Raw genomic sequence first — 12894 nt, forward strand, 5'->3', positions numbered from 1 at the left:
TGAAAAACGTGTGTTTTAAGAATCTGTAAAATGAGCTTAAACAGCTAAAGGCGAATTCCCCTCCATTCTGAGTGAGAATTCGCCTTTATTTTATGTATTCCTTATGCTCTTTACTTTAATAGCGTCAATATTCTTTTGAGATTTACTGCAAATATAGCCATTGCTCCTTGCATGTGCATGCCGACGAGACCGGAGGAAGATGCCACATCATACCCATGTCTGTGTTTTAGTTCACTATTCTTTGCTTCAATTTTATAACGTTCTCTTGCCTTCTCTTTAAAATATTCACTTTCTTGGAAAGTTTGCTGCTCACTATGCTCCGTGGATTTGATGCTCACTGAATAGGTTTTTGATTGTGCTCCCTCTTTATAACATCCTTCTTTGTAGGGGCATTGCTTACACTTATCGATATCAAAATAATAAGTATCCTTTTGATTTTTTCCTACATTCTTTCTCCCCGTACGTGCCCTACGAATTGCCATATGCCCTGCTTTACAAACGTACATCCCTGCATCTTTATTAAACTCAAATTCATCTTCTTTTTTACGAGTACCCTGAGTAATCTGCGGATGTAATTTGGATATGAGTTGCAATTCATTTTGTTTGGCATACTGAATATTTTCTTTCTCAGAATAGGCTGTGTCGCCAATGACTGTATCGATATCCATGCCCGTTTTGCGACTTTTTTCGATTAGTATTTGGAGTTGTTTCCCATCACTTTTTTCACCTGTTGTAACTACGGCAGCTGTAATAATACGTTCTTCATTCATTGCAATATGTGTTTTATAGCCAAAAAACTTTCATGAGCCCTCGGCTCACATCCCAGAATGAAAATGTTATTTGCTCATTGCCACCCATGTCTTAATCCAACCATTTCTGTCTATTCTATGAATAGAGGGACAGAAGAAACACGAGGTCTTTAATGGTGGTATAACCCTGTACAAAAAACCGTCTACGGCTGGTCATGAGCACAACCCATTGTCGCCATCTTCGGATGAGCACGTGTAAAAAAATCCTTACTTTCTCAGCAGCCTACTCTGTCCCTCCACACATTTCGTTTGGAGGGTTATTTCATGGAAGCAATTTTAGAACACTGTTGTGGACTCGACGTCCACCGGGATACGGTCGTGGCTTGTCTCTTAAGCGGCAACCTCCAAGATCGTCCCCACAAAGAAATTCGCACCTTTTCAACAATGTCCAAGGGCTTGCATGAGCTTGAGGCCTGGATTCAAGCTGCTTCCTGCACCCACGTGGCTATGGAAAGTACAGGGGTTTATTGGAAGCCTGTTTATCATGTGCTCGAACAGTCTTGTGAGATTAGACTCGCCAATGCTCAGCGTATCAAGAATGTTCCTGGGCGTAAAACAGATATCTCCGACGCGGAGTGGATCGCCAAACTCCTTCGCTCTGGCCTTATTGAGGGCAGCTTCGTTCCGCCTCAAGACATCCGGGAACTTCGCGAACTTACGCGCCATCGGAAGAAGTTGGTTCATCACATGACCGCAGAAAAAAATCGTATCCAGAAGGTACTGGAATCTGCTGGCATCAAACTTGCTTCCGTAATCTCCGACGTGTTTGGTGTGACGGGACGCGCCTTGCTCCGCCAACTCATGGACAATGGCAGACTGGATGAGGAATCCATACGTTCCCTCGTCAAGGGACAAATCAAGAACAAAGTCCCCCAACTCATGGATGCACTGCAAGGTAAACTTTCTTCCCATCATCGTTTTCTTCTCGCTCAATCCTGGCAGCATCTTACTCACCTGGAGCATTCCATTCAGGACTTCGATGAAACCATAGACTCACATTTAGCACCCTATCGTGTCGAAATCGAAATTCTCCGAACTCTTCCAGGCGTGGATGTGACTGCCGCTTCCGCCATTTTAGCTGAGATCGGTGCGGACATGCTTCAGTTTCATTCCGAGCGCCACTTGGCTTCTTGGGCCGGTTTATCCCCTGGCAACTACGAAAGTGCTGGAAAAAAAAGTCCTCACGTATCCTCCATGGCAACCCACACCTAAAATCCATCCTTGCCGAGTCCGCGTGGGCGGCATCCCGAACGAAAAAAACGTATTTAGCTTCGAAGTACTGGAAGTTAGCTGCCCGTCGTGGTAAGAAAAAGGCGCTGATTGCAACGGCACACAAGATGCTCACCATGATTTATCACATGCTCCTTCGACAGCAACCTTATGTAGAACTAGGTGTAGATTACTTGGATCATCTGAATCAGCACGTCAGAGCAAGACGGTTAGTCAAACAATTAGCATCTTTGGGCTACAATGTGCAGCTTGATTCGGAGCCAGAAGTCTCTTAATTCTTGTCACTCAAGCTTTAAATTTTTTTCAATAAGTCCCGGACATCCTATTGCCTTTTTTCCATCCTCTCTTCATACTCTTGTTCGTGTGCATCCTTACATTTACGTAAAAAAAGTTCTTTTCTATTTTTTCATTCCTATTTGGAGTAGGTCTATACATTTTCGCCTCAAGAGCCGAAAGCCGGGGAGATAGACCTAGATGGCGTATGGCTAGACGTTTACTAATCCTTTTGCTGCTGGGAATCATTCATGTATTTATCTTTTGGGGAACCATTCTGCCCGCATACGCCATTATCGGATTGTTTCTGATCCCTTTTTATCACACAACGGTTTCTACACTTAAAAAGTGGCTTGTGGGTATGACATCCATTTACATCATTTCCTTAGTGTCAAAAATATTTTTACCCTCTCTAGGGGTTATATCATCTATCCTTGATATTTTTTCTAATGACGCTATGCTAATCTTTATTATGTTTTTAGCTGGTTTTTTAACTGCAAAGTCAGGTTGGCTGACACACATACAAGAATTGTCTAAAGCAATTAGAGGGATTCAAATGGTATCATTTCTTTTGTTCATTGGTTTTTCACTATGGATTTGGAACGCTTCTCAAAATGGGAACAGCAATGTAGATTCAGTTACGGGCTTAGGATCTCTCCCAACCACTTTGTTCTACTTAACAACATTATTTCTACTATTAGAAAATAAACAAATGGTGAAATTCCTGAAACCCATATCACGGGTGGGTCAAATGGCGTTTACAAATTATGTAGCACAAAGCATTATAGGGACGGCAATCATTTCAATTATAGGTCTCGAAGTTGTTTCACCAAAAGATATTCTCTACATCGCAGTTCTGATTTATATTATTCAAATCATTTTTAGCACAATCTGGTTCAAGTTTTTTTCCATGGGACCCTTAGAAAAGCTTTGGCGCTTGATGACTTATGGAAAAAAGCCTGGAACAAAACAATAAAAACTTCACTTTCCTCCTCTTAATGCAAGTCGGAATTTATTTTCCCAACCCAAAAACCCCTTATAAAAAGGGGTTCTCAAGTTTAAGCGCTTTAACTTTTAGGCGACAGATCACAACATGAACATTAAGAATCAGAGAATCAAGTCCAAAGCATCCTGCGAAATCCACACTTTATCTTTAATCATTACCGTCAGCACATTTAGTTTCGTTGTTTTGCCATCCTGTATGGCGATATTTTTATCTATAGGCAGCTTGAGAACTTGGCCTGCTTTTTTCACTACAACCACCGGATTAGTCTTATCGGTCTTATCTAGGGTAATCGTAGCTCCTTTGGCCTTGAATTTATCACTGGATACGTACAGTGTATCCTGAAGCTGCGCCAGATTGAGTCCGGTCACTTCTTGAATATACTTATTCACATCCGTATTCTGGATTACACCACTGTTCACGAAATCAGTCGGTTTAAAATTAGCCGGATGGTAGGCGAATAACCCGACTTCCTCCGATGTGTGATCATCCGTAGAGAAGGTTACACCTATTTTATCCCCCAAAATTTTACCGATGACCGGCGAAAGATTATCTTTCATTCCTAATCTGACTTGATCCGCTTCTTCTTTGGTTAGATCACTAAGTCCATAATTATCCGCCAGGACCTTTTTGAAATTGTTCTCATTAATACTGCCTTCAATGTAATAACTGGTATGCTTCGCTTTCTTCATCACGGAGACTAGGTCTTTGGTGGAATCATAGTTCGTCATATTGAGCCCGCCGGTAGCATGATCCGAAACCGATAAGACTGCTGTATTTCCGTCTTTTTCTGCAAAATCAACAGCGGCTTTAAAGGCTTTATCAAACGCTAATGTCTCACTCATAATACCCACTGGATCGTTATCATGACCATACCAGTCAATCTGGCTTGCTTCGACCATCAGAATAAAACCGTTCTCGTTCTGTGACAACTTCTCTATCGCTACTTTGGTCATTTCAGCAAGGCTCGGTTGCTTTTGCGGATTCAGGTCAAAATCAGCATCCAGTGCTTCAGGGTTGAACAGACCCCAGATTTTATTCGTTTTAGAATTCATTAAACCTGCTTTATCCGTTACGTATTCATACCCATTTGATTTCAGGATTTTGGTTAAATCTTCTCCGTCCTTGCGGTTAATGTCTTCTTTGCCGGGTACCAAATATCCGGACCCACCCCCAAGTAGAACATCTACACCACTGTAGACCATCTGTTCTGCAATAGACTGCGCATTGTCACGCGTGTATGCATGACTTAAAAATGTAGCCGGCGTCGCATCTGTTAATTCACAAGTAAATACCGTTCCTGTACTTTTCCCTGCCATTCTCGCTGCATCCATAATGGTAGGCAGAGGTTTGTTCACGTCCTCTGGCTTAACTGCGCCCACGAACGGCATCGTTATTCGGTCTGGAAGTATGGATACGGTCTCACTCTTAACCTTATGTCCTGTGGCATAAGCCGTAGCTCCCGCAGCGGAATCTGTGGTCAGTGAATCCGTAGAATATGTTCTCACCAGCCCGCTGAAATACTTATCCATCGCAAGCGCCTGCCCTCCCTGATACCATCTGGCCAAGTTCACATCGGATAAGCTCATCCCATCCGTAATAAACAGGATCACGTTCTTGACCGATTTGTTGGTAGGAGCATCAGAGTTATTGGCGCCACTGGCGTAGGTCGTTCCGTTGCCTGCTGCAAGCAGACTACAAACCATAACGGTACTGCAAATTCTCCCGATAACCTTTTTGCGCATTTGAATCCTCCTCTAGCAGATTTTGTTAAGTACGTTACTAGTTTAAAGGAGGATTGTTTGCGGGACAGCACCTATTCTCTTGTTATATATTAAATTCTATGCATATTTTGACTTGACCTGTGCTACTGATAATTGCAAAAAAAAGGGCGCCCTAGGGGCACCCTTTGCATTATTATTGTCTTATTACGAGGATATCTCGAGGCGCTCTACCAGTGCTTTGAATTTGGGAAATTTCGGAGCTTGTAAGGATACGGCCTACCAATATAAACGAAGATGTGACATTATTAAAGTTAAAATTATTCAAGTTTGCCACGCTTTGGCTGCCACGGAACACCCTGAATGATCCCTGAAAGTTAATTCGCGAAAACAGTACAAGCGTTACTTCAGACCTCTGCACAACATTTCTGAGACGAAAACTCGAGAGAACATTGTTAAATCGAAACGCTCCAAGATCACGAACCGCAACTCCTCCACGTCTGAATCGAATCCGGCGATCGGTAAAATTAGTACCCGACCAAAGAGTAAGACGTACATCACTGTTGGCCAATTAAATCAACTCCTTTTCTGAGGTTGATATAGTTTATTACCAACTTCAAAGAACGGTACAAGACAAACGCAGCAGTATAAGAGTCTGTTTTTCGGATCTCCCATGAGGTGCGGCTTTCTATTTCCCTGAGTCGAGCCTCGGATAGGTTAGCAGTTGAAGTGATTTTCCAGTTTATATTCGTCTAACCACTATACACTTTCTTATACGTTAGGAGCGAATATGAAAAGAATAATTCAAACATTCGGGTATTTAGGTAATACATTGTTAGCAGCAGCTTTACTGTCATGGATCTGCGTATTTTTTATTAACGGCTTACCCGGAGTTTATGCTTGGTTGGCACTTAAATTTATCATCCCAATTCTAGGTTTCGTAGGAGTATTACTCAATATCCTTTTAATTTTAGTTTTTATCATCAAGAAGAAAAGCATTTCTAAGAAATGGGTACATCTCGTTTTATGTACTGTATTAGCTTCACATTTCCTCCTGACCATGAATATTATACAGTTGGCATATCCTGTACGTATAATCAACGTCCACCCTTCAGTCACAGTTAAATGGCCATTTTCTGAGCAAACAGTTGTTGGCTGGGGTGGTGATTCCACCGACAATAATCTGCCTCATGCCACTTGGCCTTCGGAACGTTGGGCCTATGATTTAGTCATGGAACCCTATAATACAGGAAGTACTAATCTGGAAGATTACGGAATTTGGAAGCAAAAGGTCCTATCACCGGTATCTGGAACGGTTATTGCAGCTTTTGACGATGAATCTGATATTGTGCCAGGTACCGAAAAATTCATTTCTATGGAAGGAAATCACGTTTATCTTAGAATTGATGCAACGGGAACCTACTTATTACTTAATCACCTCAAACAAGATAGTGTTACCGTTGCAGTTGGAGATCACGTCAAGGCCGGAGAAGTGCTTGGACATGTAGGAAATAGTGGTTCCACATCGGAACCCCATCTGCATATTCATCATCAGCGCCAAGACCCAACCCAAACCCTCTTGCCTATTCTGGCCGAAGGTCTGCCGTTATACTTTGAAGGGACAAATGCAGAGGTTATGCCGTTAAAAGGAACAAAAGTCACGCCAATCCGCAATGAATCATGATCTGGTAAAAAGTGAAGCTATCTTTCGGAGGAGTTACCGTAGGAGGAATGGACAGCTTCAACAACTATGAAAAAAAGGCGTTAACGGATGCCTAAGCCCCGTCGACGCCTCCTCTATCCATTCATTGCATTCCTACCTCTGCTGGAAGCGAGTTATTTCTTGTCCCCACTGCTTTAATAACGAAATTGTAGGCTTTAGCAGAATCCATACCGTTTAATGTATAGCTGTAACTCGACTGACCGCTTACCGTCGGCACATACACGCTCCAATTTGTGCTGACTTTATCATTTTTCTCGTAAATCCGGTAACCTCGCACAGGCTCAGAGCTATTTGCTGGCGCTTTCCACGAAAGAACTGCACGGTTCCCTGACTGTCTTACTGCACTTGGATTTTCGACAATGCCGGGTTTGACGTCAGTCCGTTTAATACTGTAAGCATCATAGACGGCAAGAGGTTTATCTTTAACTGCTGTGTAGGATGTGAATTTCAGCACGTCGCTTGTAATGGAAACATCCACGAACATTTTCTTGTTGGGCTGGTCGTTTTTTGCTGCAAAAAAAGTGTCTGCATCTGGATTAATAGCATAAAATTTCGAAGCGGCCGAGTTGCCCATCAGATACACGGTCCCTTTGGGATTCAGCACATTTCCTTGCTCATCGGTAATGACATTCTTAATCGGAACGTTGTTCAGCATTTGAAAAGACCTCATATACATATGGTCATGTCCCTCAAACACCATATCCACACCCAGCTCATCAAATACAGGAATAAGATATTTCCGGTAAAATTCTACCCGGTCGCTTTCTGCCGAAGCATTATCCCCTGAAGAATACGCTCCCTTATGCATCGAGACGAATTTCCACTTCTTGTCGGTCTTTGCCACTTGATTCCGCATCCATTCCAATTGCTTCGTGAACTGAATATCCGCTTTATACGGCTTAACCTCCCCTTCGTACTGGGAATTGATCTGCATAAACAGGGCATCACCGTATTCGAAAGCATATACCGACCCGTCATGAGCGCCCGTCCCGACATCTTTTGGAAGATTAAAATGGTTATAGAAGTTGTTATTCGGATAATCCTCTATCTCATGGTTGCCGATAATCGGTGCAAATGGCACATTGGCAAATTCTTTTTTCGGCACACCTAAGAACCACTGCCACAGCTGCTCCAGATCACCGTCATCCGTTAGATCCCCTGTAAGAAGAACAAACTTGGGATCTACCGTTTTCTCGATAGCTCTCTTAAAAGTATCCTGCCACAGATCGAAATTCGATTTACTTGAGCCTTGGGTGTCGGTTACATAGAGGAAATGGAAATCCTGATTATCCGCCTTGTCCGTGGTAAAAGAACCCGCCTCGCTCCAGCCGTCCGTATCACCGTTACCGGCCCGGTAGATATACTTGGTTCCAGGCTTAAGACCGCTTGCAATAACCTTGTGGCTGGCGAACTGTTTATACTTTTTGGAGCTTCTGTCTCCTGATGTCATCAAGGTTTCAATAACTGTTGCGCTGCCCTCATAAGAAGCTGCCAGTTGTTCCGGGAACTCGCTTCCTCCCGCATTGGAGGCCTCCACTACTTGCACTACTGTACCTCTGACGGTTTCGGCTGTATACCAGTCAAAGGCAATACTTGTCTTTGGGTCTCCATTAAAAGTCATGTTCAGCAGCGTTGGTGTTTTGATGCCGGTATCCGGAGACTTCGTCTTAAAACTCCAGGTAATATCGTTCTCAGGTGTCCGGCCATCCGTAGTCCCCTTAACAAGCTCTTTTGGGATGGTCACTTTATAAGTTTTGCCGGCAGTAAAATTAGGGTGGCTGACTTTAACCGAGTCTTGACCGAGGAGCGAAGCAGAAATGTTGTTAAGAGGACCATTGTTTTCTGTGATTACAACTTGATAACCACTGTCGAGACTGATGGCTTTATTAAACTTCACAGAGATCTCTGCATTAAGGGAAACATCTGCAGCCCCTGAAGCGGGAGTTTTGCTTACCTCAAGAGTGGGAGTGTCCCCAGGTTCGCCGCTGCTACGTGTTCCTTTAATTACTACATCTTTGATTCTACTTGAGCCTGAGCTGGACACTGTTCCCCCGCTTACGCTTTTCGTAGAGTTAACCACCCAGCGGATATAGAGTACATCTTGATTGTTAGTTTCCGCAGGCAATGCGAGGTTCGTTAATTTGCAGGAATTATTAGAACAATTAAAATTGTTCTGGGTTAGAACAAGGTTGCCGCCCGCAACATCTGTCCATTCCTGCTGATCTATACTGTATTGCACCTTAAAATCCCTAGGTCCTGTACTTGAAGAAGTTTGCTGTGAAGAGAGGAAGATACCTTCGAAGCCTTGGGTAGAAAGCGTAGCAAGCCAGTATTTAGTGCCCGTTCCTTCATGCCAGCCCTGGTTGCGTACGCTGTTCTCACTGGGCTCATAGGTGTATGCATCCGTATTTGTTCCTACATCACGAATGGATGAAGCCGTTTGATATACCCCGCCTGTAGCCGGAAATACCCCGTTCTCGCCTTTGTCTTTAAAAATCCACTGGGCAATCGTTTCCTGAGCTGCAGTTACTTCGCTTGCAAGATCTTCCTCATTTCCCTCCCTTCCTGCTGAAACAAAACCGGTCAACTCCATGGCAAGCAGCAAACCTATAACCATTAGACTGATTACCTTGGGAAATCTGTTTTTGAGATAAGATTGGTGGTTATCCATTCGACCCATCTCCCTCTTCATTAATCTCACTTATCATCGAACCGCCGTCTCCAAGAAGAACGGCGGTTTTGTCTACTCTCGCATTCCTGTTATTGGAGTTCCCAGTCGGTGACTTGAAGGACTGCCGAATCTGCACCCTTCAGGTCTGTCTCTCCCATGTTGAGCAAATTGCTCCACTGCTTCACACGGTTCTTGCCGTTAGGCGGAGAGTTGTACTCATTAGTATCCACAATTTTGGTCCGTTCTTTATAGAATTTGGTCATGAAAGTCTTCTCATCTGTGCTGCTTCCTGATTTACCCAAAAGCCCTTGAAGAGTCTCGGAGCCGCCGGTAGCTCCATGGTTCAGCGCTGCATCCACGAAGGAACCAATAGTTAATGCCGAGTTAAAGCCGCGATTGCGGGCCTGCTCCACACTGTATTTAATGTAGATATTGTAGAACGTTTTCCACATAGCCTCTCTCCACTCGGGATCATTTTGCAAATTGCCGATTTTTCTGCAGAAGCTCTCTTCGCTTTCATTGATTTCGAGGATCTTCCCTTTCATCGAACCCTTGACACCGATCCGGGCCAATGCGCCTTTAACCGAAGGATTACTCGCGCCTTTGGCAGCATCATATGCCTTGAACAGTTCCGGACCGTCGGGACCGGTATCATTTGAGCCGCCTGTAGTCGCACCGAATATTCCAATCGTATACCCGCGGTCATCATCAATATCTTCACAATATCCGTAAAAATTGATCCAGTTCAGATCGTCCTGCTCCGGTTTGTTGACAAGCATCATAATATTGTTCCACTGCTCACCATCCAGACCTGTGTTGTCGCGCAAGAATTGAAGTGTTGCCGGTGAGAAATTAGAATCAGGGTTCCCTGCCGCATAACTTTTCTGTTGAGATGCATTGGACAGATAGCCATAAGAAAAAATCATTGAAAAACTGAGCAGGATCAACAATGAAAATTTCATCTTCTTGGAAACCTTACTATTCGTTGAATTAAGCACCGCAATCTCTCCTTTAATTAAATAGTTTAAGCGCTTTAACTTTGAGTGGCAGTGAACCTTATCCCCAACCTATCTGAGCATGACAGCCCTCCTTTTTTCCAACACTTGGTAATTCAATTCAAGCTTATCTCAAAAAGTTTGTCCAAACAGCACGTATTTTCTTGTAATTATTAATTTTTATACATATGTTGCTACAAACCCTAGATTAAGTCTACAATCCTCTTAGGAGGTGCTGAATGAAACCGGTATTTTATGAATCTACTCTTTTTGACATCAGCCGCAAGAAACAGGTATACACCAGCATGCCTTCAAGACACTATCATGATGCATATGAGATTCTGTATTTAATATCCGGGGATTTTTATTATTTTATAGGGGACAGAACCTACCAGGTTGCGGGCGGTACGTTGCTATTTATGGATATTCACGAAATGCACAAACTGGTTAATTCCGGCTGCAATATGTATGAACGGGTTACACTGCTGTTTAAAAAAGAATTCCTGCAGCATTTCTGCACCGGCGGTCAAAGTGAGGAACTGTTCGAATTGTTCAAAAGTGATTACCGCGCTTTGAAGATGACCGGGATAGATCAGTATTTCATCGAACAGCTTTTTCAGAAGATGATTCAGGAGGGGAAGAAGCAAGCCCGCGGATATGAACAGTACCAACAACTATTATTGGTGGAGTTGCTCCTCTATCTTAATCGTAAACTATTTGACAGCCGTGTAGCTCCAATGGTGGAATCCAATCGTACACACAAGAAAGTCCTGGACATCGTTAATTATGTAAATCAACATTATATGGAACCGCTTAAGCTCTGTGAGATTTCACGGCAATTCGACATAAGCTCTTCCTACCTATGCCGAACTTTTAAAGAAGCCACCGGGTTCAGCTTCATTGAATATATCAATAACATCCGCATTAAAGAAGCGCGTGATTTGCTGGTTGGCTCTTCTTTTAATGTTACTGAAATTGCAGGTATGGTTGGGTTTGATAATACCTCCCATTTTGGACGAACCTTCAAATTAATGATGGGCATCTCGCCGCTCTGCTTCCGCAAACAATTTAAGTCTTAATAGCAAAAACACTGGAATACGTCAAGACATTTCGTCAAGCCGAACAAATTGCAGGTTTCTTGCCTGCAGTTGGTTTAGCACTTCTTCTAAAACTAGCAGCATAAAATAAGGAGCATGCCGGTCCGCGCCCGCAGTCTCACCGCTGTCGTGAAGTAAGACAACGGAGCCATCGGTAATTCCACCTAATAGAATGGCCTGCATCCGGGTTTGACAGGACCGGATGTTCCAGTCGCCCGCCTTCAGTGACCATAGAACAATTCGATACTGCTTGTGCCGAAAGAAATCAAATAGATTGATTAATCCCCAGGGTGGACGGTAATGATTGGGTCTGATTCCGACAATAGACTCTATAATATCAGCGGAGCGTTCCAGATGTTCTCGCCTAATAGTACTGGGTAGCATCAGCCAATTAGATGTATGGCAATAATTATGGATGCCAATCTGATGGCCTTCCCGATCCATTCTTCTGATCAGATCTGGATACTGCTCCGCTCGCGATCCAAGCATGAAAAAAGTAGCCTTCACTTGATGTAACTTCAATAAATCCAGTAATTCCGGCGTATATTTCGGATGTGGCCCATCATCAAAAGTGAATGCCACCTGTTTTTTTACCGTTCCTTTGCGAAAGACACCAAAGCCGCTCACTCGCGTAATCAAACTCGGAATAAACATGTAAAGAGTGGCGGCACATAGTATTCCTCCTATCAGATATGTAAGTATGATTACACCTCCATATAACAAGCTTAAGACCTATCCAGAGTAGTTCTGTCCGGGTGAGAATCGATTCTTCAGTGAGGCGCGTGAATGAATCAGTAACATCGGGACCAGTTGCTCTGTTCGCCGATTGATTCTTTGTCTCCCTTCCGGATGCATGGCAGACAGCAGCAATCGAAGATAGATGGTGGTGATGCGTTCGAAAACGCCGGACTTTATATTTTGTTGTTCAAAGCCAAGACCGTGTGTTAATCCTCGATGGAGCAGTGTAATCCCCAATAAAGCCTTGACCTGCCTGAACTCGGACTGCGATTCGAAGGCTTCGTTGATTTGCTGCATTGATTTGCGCAGCATGCGAGCCGTTTGCAGTGCGGCACGATCCGATCCTTCGGACCGGATCAACTTCAGGATTCTTTCATTGTCGAGGTGGAGTTCTCCCACCCACTCTCCCTGATTGATGACCGTGGCGTCTTGGCATAAAATAGGCTGTCCCCGGTGCTTTTTTAGCATCACGGTACATATACCAAAGCGTGACTTATGCGATCCACGAAAATGTGAAAGCAACGCAAAAGCTTTTTCCCACATCATCCAGACGGACTGCACCGTGTTTTTACGTATTTTAAAACCCAACTCATTCACCATCCTTAAAACAGTTTATTGTTTCTCATTTCATCCA

The 12894-nt window shown here is 43.6% G+C and carries 9 protein-coding genes and 2 pseudogenes; 4 read left to right on the top strand and 7 right to left on the bottom strand.

The window, feature by feature from the left end:
* Positions 1 to 110 precede the first annotated feature (110 nt).
* A pseudogene (locus MHH52_RS18460) lies at positions 111 to 797 on the bottom strand (transposase); the annotation flags it as partial.
* 276 nt (positions 798 to 1073) lie between these two features.
* Here MHH52_RS18460 and MHH52_RS18465 point away from each other — a divergent pair.
* Positions 1074 to 2314: pseudogene (locus tag MHH52_RS18465) on the top strand (IS110 family transposase).
* A gap of 206 nt (positions 2315 to 2520) precedes the next feature.
* Positions 2521 to 3288, top strand: a complete 768-nt coding sequence (locus MHH52_RS18470) for a DUF418 domain-containing protein (protein ID WP_340003937.1) — start codon at positions 2521 to 2523, stop codon at positions 3286 to 3288.
* A 131-nt stretch (positions 3289 to 3419) separates the two neighbouring features.
* On the opposite strand, the gene MHH52_RS18475 is transcribed toward MHH52_RS18470, so the two are convergent.
* Together MHH52_RS18475 and MHH52_RS18480 are read right to left on the bottom strand one after the other, a co-directional pair.
* Positions 3420 to 5060 carry an alkaline phosphatase gene (locus MHH52_RS18475; protein ID WP_340003938.1) on the bottom strand — a complete coding sequence of 547 codons (1641 nt, stop codon included), beginning with the start codon at positions 5058 to 5060 and terminating at the stop codon, positions 3420 to 3422.
* Between the two features lie 172 nt (positions 5061 to 5232).
* Positions 5233 to 5607: a hypothetical protein gene (locus MHH52_RS18480; protein WP_340003939.1), complete on the bottom strand. Its 375-nt coding sequence runs from the start codon at positions 5605 to 5607 to the stop codon at positions 5233 to 5235.
* Between the two features lie 219 nt (positions 5608 to 5826).
* On the opposite strand from MHH52_RS18480, the gene MHH52_RS18485 reads away from it, so the two are divergent.
* Positions 5827 to 6720, top strand: coding sequence for a M23 family metallopeptidase (locus tag MHH52_RS18485; RefSeq protein WP_340003940.1), 894 nt, complete (start codon positions 5827 to 5829; stop codon positions 6718 to 6720).
* 121 nt (positions 6721 to 6841) lie between these two features.
* On the opposite strand, the gene MHH52_RS18490 is transcribed toward MHH52_RS18485, so the two are convergent.
* Together MHH52_RS18490 and MHH52_RS18495 are read right to left on the bottom strand one after the other, a co-directional pair.
* Positions 6842 to 9430, bottom strand: coding sequence for a metallophosphoesterase (locus MHH52_RS18490; RefSeq protein ID WP_340003941.1), 2589 nt, complete (start codon positions 9428 to 9430; stop codon positions 6842 to 6844).
* Between the two features lie 89 nt (positions 9431 to 9519).
* Positions 9520 to 10428 (bottom strand): chitosanase, encoded by a 909-nt coding sequence (locus MHH52_RS18495; RefSeq protein ID WP_340003942.1) that lies wholly within the window; start codon positions 10426 to 10428, stop codon positions 9520 to 9522.
* 236 nt (positions 10429 to 10664) lie between these two features.
* Here MHH52_RS18495 and MHH52_RS18500 point away from each other — a divergent pair, with 236 nt between their 5' ends.
* Positions 10665 to 11504, top strand: a complete 840-nt coding sequence (locus tag MHH52_RS18500) for an AraC family transcriptional regulator (protein ID WP_340003943.1) — start codon at positions 10665 to 10667, stop codon at positions 11502 to 11504.
* 21 nt (positions 11505 to 11525) lie between these two features.
* On the opposite strand, the gene MHH52_RS18505 is transcribed toward MHH52_RS18500, so the two are convergent.
* Both MHH52_RS18505 and MHH52_RS18510 read right to left on the bottom strand, forming a co-directional pair.
* Complete coding sequence (locus tag MHH52_RS18505) at positions 11526 to 12176, bottom strand: polysaccharide deacetylase family protein (protein ID WP_340003944.1); 651 nt, start codon at positions 12174 to 12176, stop codon at positions 11526 to 11528.
* A gap of 78 nt (positions 12177 to 12254) precedes the next feature.
* Entirely contained in the window at positions 12255 to 12806 is a 552-nt protein-coding gene (locus MHH52_RS18510) for a polysaccharide deacetylase (protein WP_340009730.1), read from the bottom strand.
* Between the last annotated feature and the right edge of the window lie 88 nt (positions 12807 to 12894).

It is taken from the genome of Paenibacillus sp. FSL K6-0276 (genome assembly GCF_037977235.1).
Classification (GTDB): domain Bacteria; phylum Bacillota; class Bacilli; order Paenibacillales; family Paenibacillaceae; genus Paenibacillus_AQ.